The organism is Sinomicrobium endophyticum (assembly GCF_052983315.1).
Genome location: NZ_JBRKIS010000040.1, coordinates 30,999 through 52,722 on the forward strand (window position 1 = coordinate 30,999; position 21,724 = coordinate 52,722).

At 44.3% G+C, this 21,724-nt stretch carries 20 protein-coding genes; 5 read left to right on the forward strand and 15 right to left on the reverse strand.

Going from position 1 to position 21,724, the window contains the following annotated elements:
* Window positions 1-159: 159 nt before the first annotated feature.
* Window positions 160-1,074: an arginase family protein gene (locus tag ACVBDU_RS15005; protein WP_447180552.1), complete on the forward strand. Its 915-nt coding sequence runs from the start codon at window positions 160-162 to the stop codon at window positions 1,072-1,074.
* A gap of 16 nt (window positions 1,075-1,090) precedes the next feature.
* Here ACVBDU_RS15005 and rlmN read toward each other — a convergent pair whose 3' ends face one another.
* From rlmN to ACVBDU_RS15070, 13 genes are all read right to left on the reverse strand, one after another.
* Window positions 1,091-2,131 carry a dual-specificity RNA methyltransferase RlmN gene (gene rlmN, locus ACVBDU_RS15010; RefSeq protein ID WP_447180553.1) on the reverse strand — a complete coding sequence of 347 codons (1,041 nt, stop codon included), beginning with the start codon at window positions 2,129-2,131 and terminating at the stop codon, window positions 1,091-1,093.
* Window positions 2,132-2,490: 359 nt separating this feature from the next.
* Complete coding sequence (gene queA, locus ACVBDU_RS15015; protein ID WP_447180554.1) at window positions 2,491-3,540, reverse strand: tRNA preQ1(34) S-adenosylmethionine ribosyltransferase-isomerase QueA; 1,050 nt, start codon at window positions 3,538-3,540, stop codon at window positions 2,491-2,493.
* A gap of 178 nt (window positions 3,541-3,718) precedes the next feature.
* Window positions 3,719-4,567, reverse strand: a complete 849-nt coding sequence (locus ACVBDU_RS15020; RefSeq protein ID WP_447180555.1) for a fructosamine kinase family protein — start codon at window positions 4,565-4,567, stop codon at window positions 3,719-3,721.
* A gap of 58 nt (window positions 4,568-4,625) precedes the next feature.
* Window positions 4,626-5,852 (reverse strand): 3-phosphoshikimate 1-carboxyvinyltransferase, encoded by a 1,227-nt coding sequence (locus ACVBDU_RS15025; protein ID WP_447180556.1) that lies wholly within the window; start codon window positions 5,850-5,852, stop codon window positions 4,626-4,628.
* An 80-nt stretch (window positions 5,853-5,932) separates the two neighbouring features.
* Window positions 5,933-6,259: a nucleotide pyrophosphohydrolase gene (locus ACVBDU_RS15030; protein ID WP_447176273.1), complete on the reverse strand. Its 327-nt coding sequence runs from the start codon at window positions 6,257-6,259 to the stop codon at window positions 5,933-5,935.
* A 2-nt stretch (window positions 6,260-6,261) separates the two neighbouring features.
* Window positions 6,262-8,283: a transglutaminase family protein gene (locus ACVBDU_RS15035; RefSeq protein WP_447180557.1), complete on the reverse strand. Its 2,022-nt coding sequence runs from the start codon at window positions 8,281-8,283 to the stop codon at window positions 6,262-6,264.
* Between the two features lie 30 nt (window positions 8,284-8,313).
* Window positions 8,314-10,227 (reverse strand): DUF3857 domain-containing protein, encoded by a 1,914-nt coding sequence (locus ACVBDU_RS15040; RefSeq protein WP_447180558.1) that lies wholly within the window; start codon window positions 10,225-10,227, stop codon window positions 8,314-8,316.
* 194 nt (window positions 10,228-10,421) lie between these two features.
* A complete protein-coding gene (gene dtd, locus ACVBDU_RS15045; protein ID WP_447180559.1) occupies window positions 10,422-10,874 on the reverse strand; it encodes a D-aminoacyl-tRNA deacylase in 453 nt (150 codons plus the stop codon).
* A 377-nt stretch (window positions 10,875-11,251) separates the two neighbouring features.
* A complete protein-coding gene (rsgA, locus tag ACVBDU_RS15050; protein WP_447180560.1) occupies window positions 11,252-12,211 on the reverse strand; it encodes a ribosome small subunit-dependent GTPase A in 960 nt (319 codons plus the stop codon).
* Between the two features lie 140 nt (window positions 12,212-12,351).
* A complete protein-coding gene (locus tag ACVBDU_RS15055; protein ID WP_447180561.1) occupies window positions 12,352-13,434 on the reverse strand; it encodes a chorismate mutase in 1,083 nt (360 codons plus the stop codon).
* Window positions 13,435-13,549: 115 nt separating this feature from the next.
* Window positions 13,550-14,413, reverse strand: a complete 864-nt coding sequence (locus ACVBDU_RS15060; RefSeq protein WP_447180562.1) for a prephenate dehydrogenase — start codon at window positions 14,411-14,413, stop codon at window positions 13,550-13,552.
* A gap of 42 nt (window positions 14,414-14,455) precedes the next feature.
* Entirely contained in the window at window positions 14,456-15,601 is a 1,146-nt protein-coding gene (locus ACVBDU_RS15065) for a pyridoxal phosphate-dependent aminotransferase (RefSeq protein ID WP_447180563.1), read from the reverse strand.
* A complete protein-coding gene (locus ACVBDU_RS15070; protein ID WP_447180564.1) occupies window positions 15,598-16,425 on the reverse strand; it encodes a prephenate dehydratase in 828 nt (275 codons plus the stop codon). The genes ACVBDU_RS15065 and ACVBDU_RS15070 overlap by 4 nt, the downstream gene beginning before the upstream one ends.
* 546 nt (window positions 16,426-16,971) lie before the next feature.
* Between ACVBDU_RS15070 and gldA the strand changes: the two genes are divergently transcribed.
* The 4 genes from gldA to ACVBDU_RS15090 all read left to right on the forward strand — a co-directional run bounded on the left by gldA (window position 16,972) and on the right by ACVBDU_RS15090 (window position 19,669).
* Window positions 16,972-17,883, forward strand: coding sequence for a gliding motility-associated ABC transporter ATP-binding subunit GldA (gldA, locus tag ACVBDU_RS15075; protein WP_447180565.1), 912 nt, complete (start codon window positions 16,972-16,974; stop codon window positions 17,881-17,883).
* Window positions 17,884-17,921: 38 nt separating this feature from the next.
* Window positions 17,922-18,419, forward strand: coding sequence for a GNAT family N-acetyltransferase (locus ACVBDU_RS15080; RefSeq protein ID WP_447180566.1), 498 nt, complete (start codon window positions 17,922-17,924; stop codon window positions 18,417-18,419).
* A 149-nt stretch (window positions 18,420-18,568) separates the two neighbouring features.
* Complete coding sequence (locus ACVBDU_RS15085) at window positions 18,569-19,276, forward strand: DUF5041 domain-containing protein (RefSeq protein ID WP_447180567.1); 708 nt, start codon at window positions 18,569-18,571, stop codon at window positions 19,274-19,276.
* 12 nt (window positions 19,277-19,288) lie between these two features.
* Window positions 19,289-19,669 carry a hypothetical protein gene (locus ACVBDU_RS15090; RefSeq protein WP_447180568.1) on the forward strand — a complete coding sequence of 127 codons (381 nt, stop codon included), beginning with the start codon at window positions 19,289-19,291 and terminating at the stop codon, window positions 19,667-19,669.
* A gap of 151 nt (window positions 19,670-19,820) precedes the next feature.
* On the opposite strand, the gene ACVBDU_RS15095 is transcribed toward ACVBDU_RS15090, so the two are convergent.
* A complete protein-coding gene (locus ACVBDU_RS15095) occupies window positions 19,821-20,567 on the reverse strand; it encodes a head GIN domain-containing protein (protein ID WP_447180569.1) in 747 nt (248 codons plus the stop codon).
* 22 nt (window positions 20,568-20,589) lie between these two features.
* Window positions 20,590-21,693, reverse strand: coding sequence for an acyloxyacyl hydrolase (locus ACVBDU_RS15100; protein WP_447180570.1), 1,104 nt, complete (start codon window positions 21,691-21,693; stop codon window positions 20,590-20,592).
* Window positions 21,694-21,724: the final 31 nt, after the last annotated feature.

Genomic DNA, 21,724 nt, shown 5'->3' on the forward strand with positions numbered 1-21,724 from the left:
TATTATTTTTATTACAAGATTTTCGGTAAATCTAAAAAACTGATGTACATCGGGATAGAAAGATTCCGGCTGGCGTATGTGGGGATAAGTCCGGCTTTCTTATGGATGTTCCCTATATATTCTGTATATTTATCGATATTCAACATATATTTTCTCACCATGAATCACAATATCAATATTATCGAATTTCCATCCAATCTGGGACTAAAAGAGCCTGAGCCGGGAGTCGAACCGGGGGTCCGGAATTTACCGGACTGGCTTCGGGAAAACGGTTTTTATGATCTGATAAAGCCTCAAAACATCTATTCGCTGGCACCTCCTCCCTATTCTATGAAAATGGATAAAGATGCGGGGGTCCGGAATACGGGAACCATAATCCGTTATGCCAAACAACAGGCGGAATTACTGGAAAAAGTTTTTGACGAGGGGCCATTCCCCGTTATCCTGGGCGGCGATTGCAGCATTGTGATGGGTAGTGCCATGGCCCTGAAAAAAAAGGGGAATTACGGCTTGTTTTACCTGGACGGGCATACGGATTTTATGTTGCCGGAACTGTCGCAAACCGGCGGACTTGCCGGTATGGACCTCGCTGTGATAACCGGGTACGGACACCCGAAACTGACGGATATAAACGGATTAAAGCCTTATTTTAAAGAAGAAAACGTATGGTCTGTAGGCAACCGGGAATACAAAGTGGATTATGTGGCTCCTATACTGGAATCCGACATCCATTACTACGACCTTGAGGACTTGCAGGAAAAGGGAACGGAACAGTGTACCAATGAATTCCTTCAAATGGTTGAGGAAAATAACCTGGACGGCTATTTTATCCATGTAGATGCGGATGTCCTCGATGATATTATCATGCCGGCGGTAGACAGCCGGGCAAAGGACGGACTCACGTACGCGGAACTGGATCACATCCTGGAAAAACTACTGGCCCACGAAAAAGCTGTCGGCATGGAAATCACTATCCTGGATCCGAACCTGGACCCTACGGCAGAATACACAAAGGAGTTTATCGCTAACGTGGGGAAATGTATCCTGGATGCCCGAAAATATCCGGATATATGACCTGACTTTACTTCTATCAGGATTTATTGGCCAGTTGCCCGCAGGCAGCATCTATATCTTTTCCCCGTGAGCGACGGATGGTAACGGTAATTCCGTTTTCTTCCAGTACTTCACGGTAAAGTTCCAATGCGGCAGGGTCGGCCTGGGCAAATTTTTCGTCTCCTATTGGGTTATATTCTATAATGTTTACCTTGGAAGGCGCGAAACGACAAAACCGGGCCAAGGCTTCGGCATCTTTTCTTTTGTCGTTAATACCTCCCCATACGACATATTCGTACGTGATCCTGCTTTTGGTTTTCTGATACCAGTATTCCAGGGCTTCCCGGAGTTCCTGTAAGGGGAAATGTTCGTTAAAAGGCATGATAGACGTACGTACCTCTTCTATGGCCGAATGCAGGGAAACGGCAAGTTTGAATTTCACCTCATCATCCGCCAGTTTCCGGATCATTTTCGGAACACCGGAAGTAGAAACAATGATCCGCCTGGGAGACATGCCAAGGCCTTCGGGAGAAGTGATCTTCTCAATGGCTTTTAATACATTGTTGTAATTCATAAGAGGTTCTCCCATGCCCATGAAAACGATATTACTCAATGGCCTGCCATAGTACAAACGGCTTTCGTTGTCTATGGCTACCACCTGGTCATAGATCTCATCGGGATTCAGGTTACGCATGCGTTTCAGGCGTGCGGTGGCACAGAACTTACAGTCCAGGCTGCATCCCACCTGACTGGATACACAGGCAGTAGTACGCGTATCTGTAGGTATGAGTACGGATTCTACGATAAGGCCGTCATGCAGACGTATGGCGTTTTTAATGGTACCGTCATTACTGCGTTGCATACGGTCTACTTCTATATGATTGATCACAAAGTGATCTTCCAGCATCTGCCGGATATCTTTGGAGAGGTTTGTCATTCCTTCAAAAGAATGTACGCCCTTGCTCCAAAGCCATTCGTAGACCTGGTTACCCCGAAAGGCCTTATCGCCCCGGTCTGCAAAAAAATCGCGAAGCTGTTCCTTACTAAGGGCTCGTATGTCTCTTTTTACTGCCTGCATATGGGTACAAAGGTAATGAACTTTACTGGTTTCAGGTTCCAGGTTCCAGGTTCCAGGTTCCAGGTTCCAGGTTCCAGGTTTCAGGTTTCAGGTTTCAGGTTTCAGTTCCAGGTTCCAGGTTTGGTTTGGTTTGGTTTGGGTTCATCAGGTGACTGAGTGACAGCCGCAGGCTGTTGTATCGAAGCCACCGGGTTTCAGGTTTAAGCCATGAGCGGAAGTCTCTGAGTGTTCCGGGCACAGCCCGGAATGTATCGAAGCCTCGTTTTCCGAACACACCTGTAAACCATAAATCCCGGATCCCGTACATTTTAAATATGTTCCGGGATCCGGGATTCTGATGTTACATCTGCAACAGACGCTTACAGTATAAGCATGGCATCCCCGTAGGAATAGAATTTATATTTTTCTTTTACCGCTTCTTCATACGCCTTTTTGATCAGGTCGTGACCTGCAAAGGCAGAAACCATCATCAGTAATGTGGATTTCGGCGTGTGGAAATTGGTCACCATACAATCTGCAATACTGAAATCATACGGAGGGAAGATAAACTTATTCGTCCATCCTTCGTAAGAGTTCAGCAATCTTTCGGAAGACACGGAACTTTCCAGTGCACGCATTACGGTTGTTCCCACGGCACAAACTCTCTTCTTATTGTGCTTGGCTTGGTTGACCACTCTTGTAGCTTCTTCCGGAATAAGCAATTCCTCACTGTCCATTTTGTGTTTGGAGAGGTCTTCCACTTCTACGGGGTTAAAGGTACCGAGCCCTACGTGAAGGGTTACTTCGGCAAATTTTGCCCCTTTTATCTCCAGACGTTTTAACAGGTGTTTAGAAAAATGCAGCCCTGCGGTAGGTGCTGCTACTGCTCCTTCATACTTGGCGTAAATAGTCTGGTAACGCTCTTCGTCTTCGGGTTCTACTTCTCTTTTGATATATTTCGGAAGCGGGGTTTCCCCTAGTTCCTTCAGTTTTTCCCTGAAATCTTCGTACGAACCGTCATAGAGAAAACGCAGGGTACGCCCCCTGGATGTCGTATTGTCTATAACCTCTGCCACCAGGCTTTCATCATCCCCGAAATAGAGCTTGTTCCCTATACGGATCTTCCTTGCAGGGTCCACAAGAACATCCCACAAACGCTGTTCTTCATTAAGTTCGCGGAGCAGGAACACTTCTATCCTGGCACCGGTCTTTTCCTTATTACCGTACAGACGGGCCGGGAACACCTTGGTATTGTTCAGTACCATTACATCGCCTTCACCAAAATAGTCGATGAGATCTTTGAACATCTTGTGCTCTATGGTACCGTTTTTTCGGTTTACCACCATCAACCGGGCTTCATCCCTGTTTTCAGAAGGATATTCTGCCAGTAATTCTTTCGGAAGATCAAAATTAAAATGAGATAACTTCATGTGTTTTATTTTTTTACACCTATAACCGGTGCACTCTCCTCCCGCCTTGCCCCGGGATTCGTTAGTTCTGTATTTTTTACGAAGCTGCAAATATACGACCCCCGGACAGGGGTTGTCAAGGAAATGACCAAATTTATTTGGAGGACAGGCACTTCCCCTCCGGAAACACCTGAAAACCTCAGGAATATTTATCTATGATCCGGCGTACTCCCAGTTGATACCCGGAACCGAAAAGGTTGAGATGTACCAGTAAATAATACAATTGCCAAATGTCCAGGCGCTCCTCCCAGCCTTTGCCAAGTGGAAAAACCTCGTTATAGGCATCCGTAACTGCTTGTGGAAATCCTCCGAAAAGGTGCATCATGGCAATATCGGTCTCCCGATGGGCAAATGCAACGGCAGGGTCTATAAGGCAGGGATTACCGTCCCTGCATACCAGGTAATTACCATTCCACAGGTCTCCGTGTACCAATGCCGGGCGTTCATCCGGGATTACGGTTTCCAGGTTTTTGTACAGGGTATCGGTATGAAAGCGGTACCCCTGGTCGTATGCCATACGAAACTGGGGCTGTAACCGCTGGGTAATATAAAACTCCGCAGCATTTTCACACCGTTCGTTATACTGGGGTAAACTGCCTATATAATTAGAATTTTCAAAGCCGAACCTGTCTGAAGTATTCCCGTGTAATGCGGCCAGCTGTCTCCCGAACACGTGCCAGAAATTCGGGGCGGGGGTTCCCGCTTCCATATGTTCCAGTACCAGGTAAGCTTCGTCCCCTTCTTTTCCATTGGCTATAACTGCCGGAATATGCATGGCACCGGACCTGCTCAGAACTCCTAATCCTTCTACTTCCGCCGGGAACATCCCCGGATAACGGGAATCGCTGTTGAGCTTTACAACAAATTTTCCCGAAGCGGTATCCAACAGGTATACCTCATTGATGTCTCCCCCGGAAAGCTGGATTGCATTTCGTATTTCGGTCCGAAGAGCTTTGCTAAGCGAATTTCTGACGGTATCGGTGATCATTTTTCGGGGTGTTTAGGATGTATGTAAAGACGGACTCCTGCCCGTCTTTACAGAATTTTCATATCGCTTCTGCCTGAAAGTGTAGTTTTACCAGATCTTTCCAGAAATCCGGGTAGGATTTGCTCACCACCTCAGCTTCTTCGATGATAACGGGCACTTTCAGTCCAAGCGGGGCAAAAGCCATAGCCATACGATGATCGTTATATGTAGGGATGGCTATGTTTTTGTTAATGGATACGGAAGGTTCGAGGAACAGTTCGGCATCTGTCACTTTTATGGATGCGCCCAGTTTGGACAATTCGGTCTTTAAAGCTTCGAGCCTGTCGGTCTCTTTGATCTTCAGGGTATGAAGCCCCGTCAAATGGCATCCAAGCCCCATACCGAAACAGGTTACCGCTATGGTCTGGGCTATATCCGGGGCATTGGCCAGGTCAAAACGGATATTTCCTGCTATATCGCTTTCTTTTTTCCGTAACGTTACGGTGTTTGCGTTAAAGATGGTTTCCACGCCAAAACTCTTATAGAGTTCCGCCAGTACGCTATCGCCCTGAAGGCTGGACTTTTTATAGGCGGAAAGGGATATTTCCGTTCCTTCTTCGCACATGGCGGCAATACTGTAAAAATAGGATGCCGAACTCCAGTCCGATTCCACTGTAAGGGTAACAGGAGTAATCTCTTCTTTGGGAAGAATCCGGATAACATTTCCTTCAAAAGAATGTTCCACCCCTATTTCGCCGAGCAATGCCAGTGTCATTTTTATGTAAGGTACGGAGGTGATCTTTCCTTCCAGGGTAAGTTCGAGTCCGTTTTTCAATTTTGGCGCTACCAGTAAAAGCGCGGATATATACTGGCTGCTCACATTGGCCCGTAGAGACACCTTGTTTTTCTCCAGTTGCTTTCCCTTTATTTTCAGGGGCGGGTAACCTTCTTCTGCCACGTATTCTATTTCCGCTCCGAGTTGTTTCAGGGCATCTACAAGTATTTTTATAGGTCTCTCTGTCATTCTCTTAGAGCCGGTAAGGGTTACTTCCCCGCCTTCCCTGGTTGCAAAAAATGCGGTGAGAAACCGCATGGCTGTACCTGCATGATGAATATCCGCTACTTCCGAACCGGAAGCCAGTGCTTTTTGCATGACACCGGAATCGTCCGAATTGGAAAGGTTCTCAATTTTTATCTGCGGATACAGGGCCTGCAACAGCAACAAACGGTTGGATTCGCTCTTGGACCCGGTGATCCGTATATCTCCGGTTATCCTGCTCTCGGAATTGAAAATTTTAATGTTCATCGGATTTTTAGACTATCTCTTTGTAGACGCACGGCCGTGTGTATCCACAGAGGCCGTGCGTTTCTACATGTATTGTGATTTTATTTTAATTTTTCGTTATTGTGATGGCGGTCATGGTCTCGTTTGGTCTTTTTGTCCATCTTTTTATCAAAGGCCGCCTGCAGGTCTATACCGGTCTGGTTGGCCAGGCAAAGGACCACAAAGACCACATCGGCCAGTTCTTCTCCCAGGTCTTTCTCTTTGTCGCTTTCTTTCTCGCTCTGCTCTCCGTATCTCCTTGCTATAATGCGGGCTACTTCTCCCACTTCTTCGGTGAGCTGCGCCATATTGGTCAATTCATTAAAATAACGTACTCCATGCTCTTTTATCCATGTATCTACTTCCAGTTGGGCGTTCTTTATATCCATGATCATATTTTGGTTAAAACTATTTTTTCTGTCTCTTTTTCCACAAGTTGTTTGAAAAATTCCTTGACGGCTCCGTAATATACCGACGGTAATATTGCGGAGTTCATCTCTGTCTGTACCATAACCTGTATTATGTCTCCCGCCTCGTTTATATTAAACATAAAGGAACCGAGATTGTCGGGTAATATCAACCTGGATGGCTCTGGAAGTATTTCTGTTTTATACCCGGAAGGAATGTGGATATTGATAATGTATTTATCCGCCCAGGGATATGAAAAATCTATGGGATACTCCCGATTATCCAGCTTGAACGGATTTTCTTCCGTAGCAAAAAATAACATAGGCGAAAGATACACTTTATCTGCTATACGGTCACAGGCATTTTCTTTGGAAAAGCTAAAAGTTTCTACTATGGGTTTGGTTATATCGTCTTTATTTTCCAGTTTGTACCCGGATATTTCCATGCCGTTGTATACGTTTTCCAAATCTTCCAGATATTGCTCTTCGTCCGTAGTATAGTATTTTTGACGAAACGACAATGCGTGATGATCGGTAAATTGCTTTCTGATCATTCCTTCTGCTATCCCCTCTTCCGTAATATCATAATTTACGGATATGAGTTCTTTGGACATCTCTTTCGGCGTAAGGCTGATCTCTTCGGAAGTGCCATCTTTTTGTATCAGCCTTCCCATCCAGTTATGTGCCCTGGGAGGCAGCATACCGGGAGTACTGAACTTAGCGGTACCGTCGAGCAACACGTGGCCGCCCTCCAGGGAAACGGCACTGACTACATAATTAAATCCTTCGCGGGTGGGAAAGAGCGGTACACCATGGGATCGGGTACTCACCAGAACGGGATTGGCATCCAGGCCGGCATAGCGAAGCATCGCAGTCAACATTAAATTGATCTCCGCTACATTGCCTGTTTTCTCTTTATACGCTTTTCGTACGCCATCATTGCAATAATAACCGAAATAGCCGTTCCAGTCCATCCTGTTTTTGACGTATTGAAAAATAAGCGTTGTTTTCTGCAAAGGGTTGGACACTCCTTCAAGAAGGGAGTTGATGTCGTTTTCAAAATATCCCGTCTTTTTCACTTCACTTCCGAAAGACGGGTTATCGTAAATACTTTTGGCTACGTCTGTCCATGTTGTGGAGTAATAATCTATGGAGGAATTGGGAAATTTTACGTATTGCAATTCGTACTTTATGCCCGATCTGTAGTTGTTGATATTGTTTACATAGGGTTCTTCTTTCAGGGCAGGCACATTTTCCAGGTCTATTTTGGAAATATTGGTGGTGTAATCCACTTTGTTACTCTCATAACTTGTCTGGGTAGAGGTAAATCCGCCGCCGGATCGTACTTTATTGGTAAAGTTGATGGATTCCCTCTTGGTTTCCGAACCTATCTGAAACGGGTAGTACCCTTTCATCAACGGTTTGAAAACAAAATACTCCGGACTTTCCACCTGTACTTCTATTTTCCGTACCGGCAGTTCATATTGCAGGGCTATTTCATCTATGTTGGACAGGAAAGGAGAGGTTATGGTATACTCATATTCTATAACGGAACCCGGCCGGATATCGGGCATGGTAAATTTGGTGCTGCTCCAGTAACGGGATTCTTTTTCATCAAAAATGTCACTCTTTTTCAGTTTGGTTTCTTCTATCTTCCCGTTGTTCAGGTTATAGGTAACGGCCTTCAGTGCTGTTACCTTTTCTTCATTTCCGCTACTCGGGGTGTAATACATGATCTTTTTCGTGGCATAGTCAAACCCTTCCTGGTTATAGAGTTTTATACGTTCCTGTACATCTGTAATCAATACAAAACCGCTATGGTTGTTATAGCGGTAATACACTCTCATTTTTTTATACAATATGGCGGCATTGGCGGATGAATCCTGTGGGTAAACTTTTTCTTCCAGTTCTGCTTCGGATACTTTCCCGAACTTGTAATTCTGGGCCAAAGCCCGGTTCAAAGGAAACATCCCCAGTAAAATCACATAGAGTAAAATTCTTTTCATGTCGGTGAGTTTTGTGTTTTTGTGCGGTGGTTACTGTTTTAACAATACTACTTTCGATCGATCCGCACGTGCCACTTCCTTCCGGAAATCCCTGTACGCATCGTATTCTTCTTTAGGATATGCCCCTTTGCGGATGGTTAACTTTCTCTTGTATAAAAGTGTGTCATCGTCCGTTTGTTCTACTTCCATACTATATTCCCCGAAGTGGTTTTGCAGGGACACTTTTCCCGGGATGGCTTCTACTTCATATCCCTCCGGCAGATGCACCGTAAATTCATCTTTGTCCAGAAATCCCCTGTTGATCTCAAAAGGCAGTTTTCTGTTCCGGTAACGGTCCGGAACAAAGTCGTTACGGTTGAATGCATTGACAACAAAGAGAAGCCTGTGACCGCTTCCGGAAGCATAGCCGGAAGCTTCTACCTGTACTTCTTCGGTAAATTCTACTTTCTTCTTATCATTGTTAAACCCGTACTTATTAACCTTGAGATTGTTTACCGTATTCCAGTAATGCTTATATCTCTTGATAATGTCTTCATCCGTTTGTCTGTCCAGGTATGCTCTCTGGTCGTACTGAACTCCCCCGGTGACCATCCGGATGTCTCCACGTAATATCCCTTCGGTATCCAGGGTATATTCGGCAAAGGTCTCCTGGTAGTTCTGTTCATCCATATATGCTACGGTTTTCACGACTTCTCCCCCTTCGGGTTTCATTACCAGTACATCCCTGTCGTCGGTAAAATCTCCTATAAAACCAAAAGGGTGTATCTGGCTTGTACAATCGATCCAGACATATTTATCGTTGTCCGGAATGGCCAGGATAGCATGGTTGCCCTGTGCCAGGGAGGCAAAATCCGGTTCGAAACCTATTTTATCATCTCCGGCTTCTACATGTGTATAGTACGACTTTACCCCGGCAACGTCCAGGAGGCCCTTAGTATAGTTGGACAATCCTTTACAGTCGCCGTACTTTACCTTGTCTACTTCGGCAGCCATAATGGGCTGCAAACCGCCTATACCTACCTGAACACTTATATAACGGGTATTGTCCTGCACATATTTATACACTATTTCAGCCCGTTCCAGGGGATCTTCCACTCCGGCAACCAAAGCTTTTATTTTTGTGGCGGTAGTTTCGGGTATTTTGTCCCTGCCTTGCAGGAGATCTTTGTATATCCAACGGCCTAACTGCTCCCAGTTCTCCGCTTCCCCGTCATAACCGTTCATATGAAATTTATCGACGGCAACCATTAATTTGGGAGCAAATTCTGTAAATGCAGGGCTTAGGCTTTCCTCTTTTACCGCTTTTATGGATTTCCCGAGAAATTCAATCCCTTGTGATGTTTCCTCTTTTTGGATACCATATTCCTCCAGATGCTTTCCTTTGAACCTGAGACGGAACCGGTTTTTATCGTATAATAAACTATAGCGGCTCTCCCGGGTACTCACATTATAGCCATCCAGGAAATACCAGGAAGGAATGACCCCGGTGTTAGGGGTGTGTACTTCATAGGTGAATTCCACCGTATAGGGATACGTGACAGGCACATAATCGAGATAAAGGATTCTGTGATCCGAATACAGCGTCCCCCGGATTACAGCACTGACATCTTTAAAGTCTTTTTTACGGAATTTGCTTATCTCCTTACCGAAAGCATCGAAAACCAGCGCCCCGAGGCTTTTTACTTTTCTGCTGTTATCATAACCTACGGAAGCCCGGACATATTTATTCCCTTGTTTATTGAACACGGTAACGATCCGTTTCTGTGTAATTACCATATCTTTTTGCGACTTTATTTCTACCTGGCATTCCTCCAGGCGAACTACCGCATCCGCGTTTTCGGTAAGCTCTTTGTCCAATAACAGGGCCTGGTATTTACTTACCTGTGCTTTTACGGTGAGGGAACAAGAGAAAAAACAAAGAAGAAAAAAAGTATAGATATTCATATTTTTTGACATCCTGTATTTATTAATTTTTTCTAAAAATAGAAAAATCAGGGGAGAGATTAATACGTTTTTCCGTAAAAGCTTACTCTACCGGGTAAAAAGCAGAAACCTCTTTCACTGCCCGGAAAAATTACCTGCTTTTATTCAGAGACCGTTTAATTGTTTTTTGATGGAGAGGAAAAACTTTAAAAAGTTTATTCCCTGTTTTTGGTATCTATGACAATGGTAACCGGTCCGTCATTGATAAGGCTCACTTTCATGTCTGCACCGAATTCCCCGGTGCCTACCTCTTTACCGATATCTTTTTTCATTTGCTTCACAAAAGTCTCGTAGAGGGGGATGGAAATCTCAGGCCGTGCTGCTTTTAGGTATGAAGGACGATTTCCTTTCTTTGTCGAAGCATGCAGGGTAAACTGGCTCACTACAATGACATCCCCGTCCGTTTCCAGGACAGACCTGTTCATTACGCCGTTTTCATCGTTAAAAATGCGAAGATTTGCTATTTTTCCGGATAGCCAGATGATGTCTTCGGTAGTATCTGCATTTTCAATACCCAATAAAATAAGAAGTCCACTCCGAATAGAAGATTTTACTTTGCTGTCTATGGAGACACTTGCCTCATTGACACGCTGTATTACTGCACGCATATTGGTATTCTTAAAAAACGTTATTTATTACGTACCCGATCAGGGCAAACGCATCATAAAATTATAAATAGTTCCGGGTTTCAGGTTCCGGGTTTCAGGTTCCAGGTTCCAGGTTTCAGGTTCCAGGTTTCAGGTTTCAGGTTCCAGGTTTCAGGTTCCAGGTTTCAGGTTCCAGGTTTCAGGTTTGGGCATAGAGCGTAGGTGACTGAGTGTTCCGGCTCCGCCGGAATGTATCGAAGCCACCGGGTTCCAGGTCTCCCGATCATCTTTATATTCCCTATCCTCTCATTCCCAAAACTCCTTTACCTCATGGTCACCTTCTCACCCTCTCACATTCTCACCCTCTCACATTCTCACCTTACCGGATTAGAAACTGCTTAAGTTTTATTCTCTTCTCCGTAAATATCGGTACGATAATTTTCATCTTCTCCTTCCAGTATCTGAAGATAGCTTTTATACCTGCTCCAGGGAATTTCACCGTCTTCCAGGGCTTGTTTTACGGCACAATGCGGCTCATCGACATGCAGGCAATTGTTAAACCTGCACTTTCCTTTCCTGGCAAAAAACTCGGGGAAATAATCGCCTATCTCCTCTTTTTCCATATCTATGATACCAAATCCTTTGATCCCCGGAGTATCTATGATTCTGGCCCCGAAATCGAGATCGAACATTTCGGCAAATGTAGTGGTGTGCTGCCCCTGCTTATGTTGTCCGGAAATTTCGGCGGTTTTTAAATTCAGCTCCGGTTCAATAGCATTGACCAGGGTGGATTTGCCTACACCGGAATGCCCGGAAAACATACTTACTTTTCCCTGCATTCGTTCTTTTACCTTATCTACATTTTTACCGGTTACGGCAGATACACCTATACATTCATAACCTACCTGACGATACATGGCGGCAAGATATTTCACTTCCAGGAGTTCTTCTTCGTCATACTGATCGGCTTTGTGGAAAAGCAATATGGCTTCTATGTCATAAGCCTTGGCCGTAACGAGAAAACGGTCGATAAAAGTGGTTAATGTCAGTGGATTTTTCAGGGTAACCAGCAAAAATACCTGGTCGATATTTGCGGCTATGATGTGTTTTTGCTTGGATAGGTTTACGGACTTGCGAACGATATAGTTCTTCCGGTCGTGAATATGGGTGATGACCCCGGTATCGGCATTGCTGTCCGATTCCCGGTCAAAGTCCACCACATCACCAACGGCGACAGGATTGGTGCTTTTTATTCCTTTAATACGGAATTTCCCTTTGATCCTGCAATCGAACACCTGTCCGTCGTCGGTCTTTACCGTATACCAGCTGCCGGTTGATTTGTAAACTATTCCTGTCATAGGCTAAAAAAGAAGTGTCCGGAAAAATAATATAACGGTCTCTGCCCCCTTTCCACCGGTCCGGATTACAGATAACTGAATTTTCACATTTCCGGACACTCCCTAAATATTAATTACGAAAATTTGTATAGTCTACAAATTTACGCTTTTAATATCTTTTCCTGGTGATTAATAGATTCCTGGTGAATAGCCTTGAACATTTTCAGGATAAATTCCTCGCTTAATCCTTTTTCCTGGCCTTCGAGTATCATTCTTCCCAGAATTTCATTCCATCGTTTGCTTTGCAAAACGGCAACGTTCTTCTGTTTTTTCAGGGATCCTATCTCATCGGATATTTTCATTCGCTTCCCGAGGGTATCGATAAGGCCGTTGTCTATAACATCTATCTGTGCACGGAGCATTCCCAGTTTGTTGTTGTAATCGGCCTCCGCATCGCTCTCTTTTCTTATTTTGAGATCCTGCATGATCCGAACAAGTCTTTGGGGGGTAACCTGTTGTGATGCATCACTCCATGCGTTGTCCGGATCGTTATGTGTTTCTATCATCAACCCGTCATAATTCAGGTCCAGTGCGGTCTGTGCCACATCAAAGATCATATCCCGTTTACCGGTTATATGCGACGGGTCGCAGATAAGGGGAAGATCCGGAAATCTGTTTTGTAATTCGATAGCAAGCTGCCATTCGGGAATGTTCCTGTACTTGGTTTTTTCGTAAGTGGAGAACCCTCTGTGAATTACTCCCAGCTTTTTAATGTCGGAAGAGTACAGACGTTCTATACCTCCAAGCCACAAAGACAGGTCGGGATTTACCGGGTTTTTTACCAGCACTACCTTATCTGTTCCTTTAAGCGCATCGGCTATTTCCTGAACGATAAAAGGGCTTACGGTAGACCTTGCGCCTATCCACAACAGGTCAATATCGTGCTCCAGCGCCAGTTTTACGTGGGCCGCATTGGCTACTTCCGTTGCTGTGAGCATCCCGGTTTCTTCTTTGGCTTTTTGTAACCATTTCAGTCCCAGTGCCCCTACTCCCTCAAAATTGCCCGGACGTGTACGCGGCTTCCATATTCCGGCACGAAAATAGGTAACATCGGTATCTTTCAGCTCATGCGCTATTTTCAATACCTGTTCTTCTGTTTCGGCACTACAGGGCCCGGCAATTACCAGAGGGTGATCCAGTTGCAGGTTATCCAGCCATCCCCTCATCTCTTTCGAATTTTCCATGATCTTTTTTAATTTGTAAATTCCAGTTTTGGTTCTTTATTTTTTTGTTGTAAACATTCTTTATTTCCTTACTGAGACATACTGCCGTATGTCTCTACGGGATATGGATATCCCGTTATTGGGTGGGGACATTGATCCCTTTCAGGATTTCTTTTATCCTGTTGGTATTCTCCATTTCACTGTAAATGGCATTGAATTCTCCCTTTTTCATCAGGTCCAGAAACTGTTGCAAATTGGCGATGTACTCTTCAAGGGTTTCGACAACATTCGCTTTGTTCTGTTCAAAAATCGGCGCCCACATGGCCGGTGAACTCTTGGCAAGACGCACGGTGCTTTCAAATCCACTTCCGGCCATGTCAAAAATATCGCGTTCATTCTTTTCTTTTTCAATAACCGTCTTTCCCAACATAAAAGAGCTTATATGTGACAAATGGGACACGTAGGCTATATGCCTGTCATGTGATGCCGGGTCCATATAACGGATACGCATTCCTATATCGGTAAACAGTTTCAATGCTTTTTCCTGTAGTTTGAATGCTGTTTTTTCCACTTCACATATAATATTCACCTTGTCCCTGTACAATCCTGTAAGGGCGGCGGAAGGTCCTGAAAATTCGGTCCCCGCAATAGGATGAGCCGCGAGGAAATTCCGTCGTTTCGGATGACCGGCTACGGCTTCGCATATCAGCGATTTGGTAGAGCCCGCATCGAACACCACGGCATCGTCCCGGACCAGGTCCAGCACCTCGGGTAACAGCTTCAGACTGGTATTTACGGGAACGGCCACGATAACGACATCTGCCTTTTCCACATCTTCCAGCCTGGCTTTTTTATCGATCAGTCCCAGCTCCAGGGCCTGTACCAGGTGGGCATCGTTGGTATCGACACCGTAGATCTCCGCTTTTTCGTATACCGATTTGATATCGAGTGCGAAAGATCCTCCTATCAGTCCGAGCCCTATTACAAATACATTTGTCATTTTACATTTATTTATCTTTACCGAAGGCGTTCTCCTTCTCTTTTATATACGGTCTATCGCTTCCTGTATCTTTTCTTTCGGAGTACACAGGGAAAAGCGGATATAACCTTCGCCATTCTTCCCGAAAATAGTTCCGGGGGTAATAAATATGCTTTTGTCGTACAGTATCTCATCGATAAAAGCTTCCGCCGAAACAACATCCGCAGGCAATTTGGCCCATACGAACATACCTACCGCATTGGTGTCATATGTACATCCCAGTTTTCCGATAAGCCGGTACATAAGTTCTCTTCTCTCCCCGTATACTTCATTGATACCAGAATACCATTCCTCCGAGCAACGGAGTGCCGCTACAGCCCCTTTCTGAATCCCGTAAAACATACCGCTGTCCATATTGCTTTTTACCTTGAGCACGGCATTGATGTTCTTGTCATTCCCCATCACCATGCCCACACGCCAACCGGCCATGTTAAAAGTTTTGCTCAGGGAATTGAGTTCCAGGGCTACTTCTTTGGCGCCTTCTACCCGCAAAATACTCGCCGGGCTGTCATTGAGAACAAAGCTGTATGGATTATCATTCACCAGAAGAATATTATTCCTCCTGGCGAAAGCCACCAATTCTTCGTATAACTCCCTGGTACCGTTGGTTCCGGTAGGCATATGCGGATAGTTGAGCCACATCATTTTCACCTTGGAAAGCCCTTGTTTTTGCAGGGCATCCAGGTCGGGTAGCCATCCGTTACTTTCGGTCAGGTCGTAATATCTCGGCACGGCACCTATCAGTTTGGTCACCGAAGTATAGGTAGGATAACCGGGATCGGGGATCAGCACCTCATCGCCTTCGTTTAAAAAGGCCATAGAGATGTGCATAATACCTTCCTTGGATCCCATAAGCGGCAGTATCTCCGTATCCCTGTCCAGCGTAACCCCGAACTTTTCTTTGTAAAAATCCTTTACGCCTTCGCGCAGTTCGGGCAATCCCTGGTAGCTTTGGTACTGGTGTGCCAAGGCATCGTCTACGGAATCGCGGAGCGCCTTTATCACTTCGGGGGCAGGATGCAGGTCCGGACTTCCTATACCCATATTAATAACCGGCTTGCCTTCAGCCATAAGCTGTCTCACTTCCCGCAATTTCCTGGAAAAGTAGTATTCTTCTACCGTATTTAACCTTTTGGCTACCTCAATCATAGTTTTACATTTTTGTATTCGCCGAGTATTTTAAAATCTTCCGTCATGATCTCTAAAAGGGATTTTGCCTTTTTGAAATCGTCGTACTTCTCAAAAGTAACATCGACGAAAAAGGAATATTTCCAGGGGGTTTCGATAACCGGAAGGGATTGTATTTTGGTGAGGTTCAACCGGCAATCGCTCATTACATTAAGTACGGTTGCCAGGCTTCCGCGTTTGTGATCGGTCTTGAATTTTATCGATGCCTTGTTTATTTCTTCTTCGGGCAATACGGAATTCTTTGTCTGTACGATGACAAAACGGGTAGAATTGTCCTGAATGGTCTGGATATTTTCTGCCAGAATCTGCATATCGAAAAGTTCGGCAGCAGTTTTACTGGCTATCGCGCCTATTCCCTTCAATCCGTTTTGCCGGATCCTTCGCGCCGTTTCTGCCGTATCGGCGTCTTCCACCAGCTTGATGTGCGGATATTGCTTGAAGAATTTTTTGCACTGTAACAAGGCCATAGGGTGGGAATAAACTTCCAGGATGTCTTCCAGTCCCTGGCCGGGCAATGCCATCAGGTTGTGGTGTATGTTCACATAATGCTCCCCGATAATGTGCAGTTGGTTACTATCTATCAACGCATAGTTGGGAATGATAGAGCCTGCGATGGAATTTTCAATGGCCATGACAGCACTGTTTGCGGTCTTGTCCAGAAGGCTGTCTACTAAACTGTCGAAAGAAAGGCATTCCAGAATATCCGTATCGTTGCTGAAATATTCTCTTGCCACCTGGTGGTGAAAAGACCCTTTAATTCCCTGTATGGCTACTATCTTATTCATGCTGCTGTAATTACCTGCATATTTTTTGTTATTACGAGTTTTAAGGCCAAAAAAAAGTCCCGGAAAATCCGGGACTCGTCATATATTTTTGCTCAAAATAACCTATAACTGTCCCGTTCTCCCTTTAAAAAAGTAAAAGAAGAAGAAATAAAAGTTCCAGTTATAAATAGTGTGAGCCATTTGTTTATTCTATTTGACGCTGCTAAAGTAATTATAAATTTGAAACGGGCAAGACCGGAGATGTATTTTTTTCATTTTTCCTGAAAAAGAGGAAAAAAATCACAAATCGGAAATCTGATCCCTGTATTATTATCAAACTCATTTACGTTTTTTTAAAGGATACGGAAATCCAATGTCCTTTGACAATAACCATACACTCCGCAAATTCTCCTGACCATAGACATTCCCCGTCCCCTCCGGATACGATACTTTATCTTCCAAACCCGGGAATAAGACATTCTGCTAAAGAAGTACTGTAAAACATTTATCCTTAATAAGCGTTTATGTATTTTTGAAGACCGATACTATCTGCTAAATATCCGTTCCATGTCCATAGAAGTTACCGATATATCCAAAAACTACGGAAACCAAAAGGCCCTCAATAATGTATCTTTCTCCATTGATAAAGGAGAAGTTGTTGGATTTCTCGGCCCAAACGGCGCCGGAAAATCTACCATGATGAAGATACTTACCACTTATATCCCTGCCGATTCCGGTAAGGCGAAGGTAAACGGCTTTGATGTGGTTTCCGGAAAAAAGGAGGTACAGAAAAGCATCGGTTACCTTCCGGAACACAATCCGTTATACCTGGATATGTATGTAAAAGAGTACCTGGACTTCAGTGCTTCGATATACCGCTCGGCCGGAAAAAAGATAGATAAGGAACGTATTGAAGAAGTTATACATCTTACCGGACTTGCGCCGGAAGCACATAAAAAAATAGGACAACTATCCAAAGGATACCGACAGCGTACAGGGCTGGCCGCTGCCATGCTCCACGATCCGGAAGTACTTATACTGGACGAGCCCACAACGGGACTGGATCCTAACCAATTGATTGAAATACGGGGACTAATCCGCAATATGGGGAAGAAAAAGACCGTGTTGCTCTCCACGCACATTATGCAGGAAGTAGAGGCTATTTGCGACAGGGTTATTATTATTAACCACGGGGAAATCGTGGCCGATAAAAAAATGGAAAGTCTCCGGGAAGCTTCGGAACAGGTAATCGAGGTGGAATTTGATTACCGGGTAGAACCGGTCTTGCTGGAAAACCTTCCCAATATCCGTTCGGTAAACAATATTTACGACTTTGTTTACGAACTGCGTTTCCAAACTTCGGTAGACATGCGACCTGCCGTATTTGATTTTGCCCATGACAACGGATTAAAAACCCTGCAACTGCACAGAAAAAACCGGAACCTGGAAAGTTTGTTCCGGGAACTGACCCAGGCGTAAAACGAACAAGAATATTCATAAATCCCTCATCCTAAAAAATGAATACCACAAGTAGTATTTATCTCAAAAAATTTTCTTCCGGCGACTTTAACCGGTATTTTTCCCTGGTAAACAACAAAAAGGTTATGGCCATGATTACAGAAAGGGCTGTTCCGGCAGAGGAAGCCCGCAGGGATTATGACCTGATCCTGGAAAAGAATACTCTGCACAAAACACTGGGCACCTACCAAATAATAGACCGGGCAAACGATTCTTTTATCGGCCTGGCCAAGATGGAAATTACAGAACCAGACGCCAGAGAAGCCGAACTCGGATACATATTATTGCCGGAATACTGGGGAAAAGGATTAGGTAGTAATGCCGCAGAAATACTTATGGGAATTGCCAGAAAAGAATCGCAACTGGAAAAGGTAACGGCCATTATAGATCCGGGCAACATCCCTTCCAGGAAAATCCTGATACGCCAGGGATTTACTTCTGTTAAGGTCGGAGAAATGGAAGGCCTTCCTGCGGAATTTCTACAGGTAATCCTGTAACTTCTCTTTATTTCTTTCCGGTTCGGTTCACCCGATCACGGTTTCATTTTCATTCTTTTAACACTCTCTTCCCCCGGGATTCACATTTTTAATCTTAATTTAATACCTTCTATTTGACATAAGTGCCCGTTAACCAAAAATACCATACCATGAAAAAACTGTTATTTCTTTTACTGATAACGAGTTTCATCGGCCATTCTCAAAACGGCCTGAACGAAAATAAAAGTTCCACACCGGTCAACATATCTCCCCTTACCGATAACGATCGTCCGCAATACCTGAAAGAAGATCCCCAAAACACGTATAACAGCCAGGATATAAACACACTGGACCTGGTAGAAGCACTGGATATTGCAGGAATTCAGATTTATAAATTCCGCACCGGCAAATTTGACAAGGATTATCGACTGTATATCTTAAAGGACAAATATGAAAACGGGAAGTTAACGGAACAGGACACTATAGCCCTGATGAACACTAAATACCATTATTATTCCGGAGACATTCTAATGCATGACTACATGGATCAATTTAAAATGTTTGCCAAAACGGAAGATAACAAAGGTTCCCTGAGTATCCGCACCTACAGTATGAGACTGAAAACCAATGTAGAACTGAAAAAAACTTCTGATATGCAGTTTTTCATGTGGAAGGAATATGTAAACCCCTCCTGGAAGTTAAACAGGAAAATTCCGCTGATGATCTTTGCTTCTTCCTGGTACGATGAAAAATATAAAGTAGAACGCTTCTGCGGTGTTGCAAAATTAAAGGATGGGGATAAAGACTCGGAAGAACTTCTCAGTTCTTCCCCAAGTTATTTATTAATAAGCTATCTTGTCGAAAACAAACCGGAATAATTATCCTCCGCGATGACAAAAGAAATCTGGATTTATTTATGCGGCATCTATTCCTTTGGGTTTGCGGTCTTTCATGTATTCTTCTGGAAGCTCTTCCGATGGAAAGATGATCTGCAAAAACTAAGTCGCCCGAACCGGGGGATCATACAGATACTGAACCTGCGTATTATTTACTATTTCATTTTTGTAGGGACAATATGTTTTGTTTTTCCGGAGGAACTGGGCGAAACCCAATTGGGAAAGTTCTTTCTGGCGGGCAATGCTCTTTTCTGGGCCGGGAGAACCGTGGAACAATTTATTTTTCTGAGAATAAACCATCGCATGGTACATGTACTCACCTTATTATTTATTTTAGGGATATTCCTGTTTGCCATACCTGTTTTCGGAAAATAAGCTACTCCGGACTTGCTGTCCGGAGGTTTAGGAAGTATCAATTCTGCCCGTCCGGCGGGGAAATTGCCACAATTATTAAGTCAACACGTAATAACCCATTAACTTAATAACTACATAACATAAAAACCAAAGTAGCTGCAATAGCTCCCGATCAATCCTCTTCAAACCGTAGCTTACCCCGGTAATGTTCCGTTATTTCCACCTGGGACGGACGGTTCACGGATATAACATCACCGGTACTGTATATATCACCCTGAATGTGTTGTAAAGGATGTACGATAATATCGTTGGAACCGCGATGATACAGGGTTACCTCATCTGCCACAAAACCCGCCGCTTCCACACGGGAGTTCCCCGCCGCGAGGTAAATGTTCATTTTACCGGTGCTTCCCTCCAGATAGCAATTGGACAGGTTATTGAACACCAGGCCGAAACTTTTGTTTTCCAGGTGCAGGTAAAAATTTCCGGTGTTCTGATAGTCGCTTTGATAATTTTCGGAAATAATCCTGAGGTTCGGGTATGTGAGCACACCATCCGAACGGATATCCCATTGGGTGGAACTCCTGATTTCTGTGATATCGGGTGCCGTCACATACACAATGGTCTGATCGTAATCCCGGAAAAAATTACAGGTAGTACTATTGGAAAGTACCAACTGCCCTTCTGTTACTTCGGCATGAACATCGTTTACCAGGTTCTTTCCGGTTTCTATGGTCACACTGTACCCGGCAGATTCTTTAAGAACCATCTGCACGCCTTCTTTTACCAATATCCTGGAAAAAGCAGGTACATCAATTTCCCTGTTTACCGTGTCTCCCGCGGTTTTAAAACAGTCGCCGGCATTTTCACTATCGCAGGAAAGCAGCAGAAAAACTATTATGTATACTATTTTCTTCATTACGTAAAAACCAGATGTGATATCAAAGGCGTATACCTATTCCAAATTCGACTGCTTCGGCTTTTGCAGCATGTGTTTTCAGTGTCAGCGCTGCGAACATCTTGTCCCCGAAGTAACGTTTCAATCCTATCCTCTGGTAAAAACGCCCTTCGAAATCCACCGGGTAATACACATAATATCCCAGTTGCGTTACCAGCGAAAGCCGGTTTACAAACAGTTCGTGCCCTACAAAAACACCTGCTCTTTTAAAATCCTCGTTGCCGGATATACCGTCTTCCGGATAGGCTATACTTTTATAACGGATATATTCTTTCAGGAAATTGGAATAGAACACATCTGTACCCAGTTGTACCGCACTTTTTCTACTCAGTCTCTTATCTGCATAAAAGGAAAAAACGTAAAAGGCATATTGCCCGCTGTTCACCACGTCACTTTCGTTTACCCCGGAACGGAATACGGCATTATACCGAACGGGTTCCGTAAACCCGCCGGATGTAAACGTATGTATAAATTCCGGCTCTTCTTTCTCCAGTTGATAGTTCACACCAACGTTAAATACTATACTGTTTATGCTGGTATTCGGAGCCTTTACATTGGCATTGGAATAATGGATAAGGGAAAAACCCGCCTGTATGCCAAACCTGTCCAATAACCGTTCTTTTTTGTAATTCAGCATCACATAGGTACTGCTCATAATCCTTGATCCGAAGGCAATATTGCGATAATTATCTTCTTTATCGTACGGATTGGTAGTATAGGCAAGCCCCTGCCCTATGCGGAGCATGAGGTTTCTCTGCAAAAAATAAAAATTATAGTGGGCATACAGTGCGTAATTCTCTCCCAGATATTCGTTTTTCAGATTCTGATAGCCGAAGGAGACTCCGTAATCCGGGTAGTTAAAACGCTGCTCCCAGGCTTCCTTCCCGTAAGTCTTCCTGTTCCAGCTCAGGATAAGGCCTTCCGGATGACCGGTTATAAGATGCTGAATATCGGTGTTATGGAGTGCTGTATTGCCATAAAAGTAACTGGCATCTATATAGGAAAAGTGTTTGTTTCCGTCCTTCTTCTCCTGGCCGGAAACAAACACCTGAAATAATACAACTAAGGCAAAAAAAATTTTCTTCATGCTGCCGGATTCGGCACAAAAGTATGTTTTA

Bases quoted from the DNA above. Each gene is read 5' to 3' on its own strand.
- ACVBDU_RS15035 (WP_447180557.1), bottom strand. From the start codon at position 8,283: ATGAAAAGAATTTTACTCTATGTGATTTTACTGGGGATGTTTCCTTTG.
- ACVBDU_RS15060 (WP_447180562.1), bottom strand. From the start codon at position 14,413: ATGACAAATGTATTTGTAATAGGGCTCGGACTGATAGGAGGATCTTTC.
- ACVBDU_RS15095 (WP_447180569.1), bottom strand. From the start codon at position 20,567: ATGAAGAAAATAGTATACATAATAGTTTTTCTGCTGCTTTCCTGCGAT.
- ACVBDU_RS15020 (WP_447180555.1), bottom strand. From the start codon at position 4,567: ATGATCACCGATACCGTCAGAAATTCGCTTAGCAAAGCTCTTCGGACC.
- ACVBDU_RS15055 (WP_447180561.1), bottom strand. From the start codon at position 13,434: ATGGAAAATTCGAAAGAGATGAGGGGATGGCTGGATAACCTGCAACTG.
- ACVBDU_RS15090 (WP_447180568.1), top strand. From the start codon at position 19,289: ATGACAAAAGAAATCTGGATTTATTTATGCGGCATCTATTCCTTTGGG.
- ACVBDU_RS15030 (WP_447176273.1), bottom strand. From the start codon at position 6,259: ATGGATATAAAGAACGCCCAACTGGAAGTAGATACATGGATAAAAGAG.
- queA (WP_447180554.1), bottom strand. From the start codon at position 3,540: ATGAAGTTATCTCATTTTAATTTTGATCTTCCGAAAGAATTACTGGCA.
- rsgA (WP_447180560.1), bottom strand. From the start codon at position 12,211: ATGACAGGAATAGTTTACAAATCAACCGGCAGCTGGTATACGGTAAAG.
- ACVBDU_RS15100 (WP_447180570.1), bottom strand. From the start codon at position 21,693: ATGAAGAAAATTTTTTTTGCCTTAGTTGTATTATTTCAGGTGTTTGTT.
- ACVBDU_RS15040 (WP_447180558.1), bottom strand. From the start codon at position 10,227: ATGAATATCTATACTTTTTTTCTTCTTTGTTTTTTCTCTTGTTCCCTC.
- dtd (WP_447180559.1), bottom strand. From the start codon at position 10,874: ATGCGTGCAGTAATACAGCGTGTCAATGAGGCAAGTGTCTCCATAGAC.
- ACVBDU_RS15085 (WP_447180567.1), top strand. From the start codon at position 18,569: ATGAAAAAACTGTTATTTCTTTTACTGATAACGAGTTTCATCGGCCAT.
- rlmN (WP_447180553.1), bottom strand. From the start codon at position 2,131: ATGCAGGCAGTAAAAAGAGACATACGAGCCCTTAGTAAGGAACAGCTT.
- ACVBDU_RS15065 (WP_447180563.1), bottom strand. From the start codon at position 15,601: ATGATTGAGGTAGCCAAAAGGTTAAATACGGTAGAAGAATACTACTTT.
- ACVBDU_RS15080 (WP_447180566.1), top strand. From the start codon at position 17,922: ATGAATACCACAAGTAGTATTTATCTCAAAAAATTTTCTTCCGGCGAC.
- gldA (WP_447180565.1), top strand. From the start codon at position 16,972: ATGTCCATAGAAGTTACCGATATATCCAAAAACTACGGAAACCAAAAG.
- ACVBDU_RS15070 (WP_447180564.1), bottom strand. From the start codon at position 16,425: ATGAATAAGATAGTAGCCATACAGGGAATTAAAGGGTCTTTTCACCAC.
- ACVBDU_RS15005 (WP_447180552.1), top strand. From the start codon at position 160: ATGAATCACAATATCAATATTATCGAATTTCCATCCAATCTGGGACTA.
- ACVBDU_RS15025 (WP_447180556.1), bottom strand. From the start codon at position 5,852: ATGAACATTAAAATTTTCAATTCCGAGAGCAGGATAACCGGAGATATA.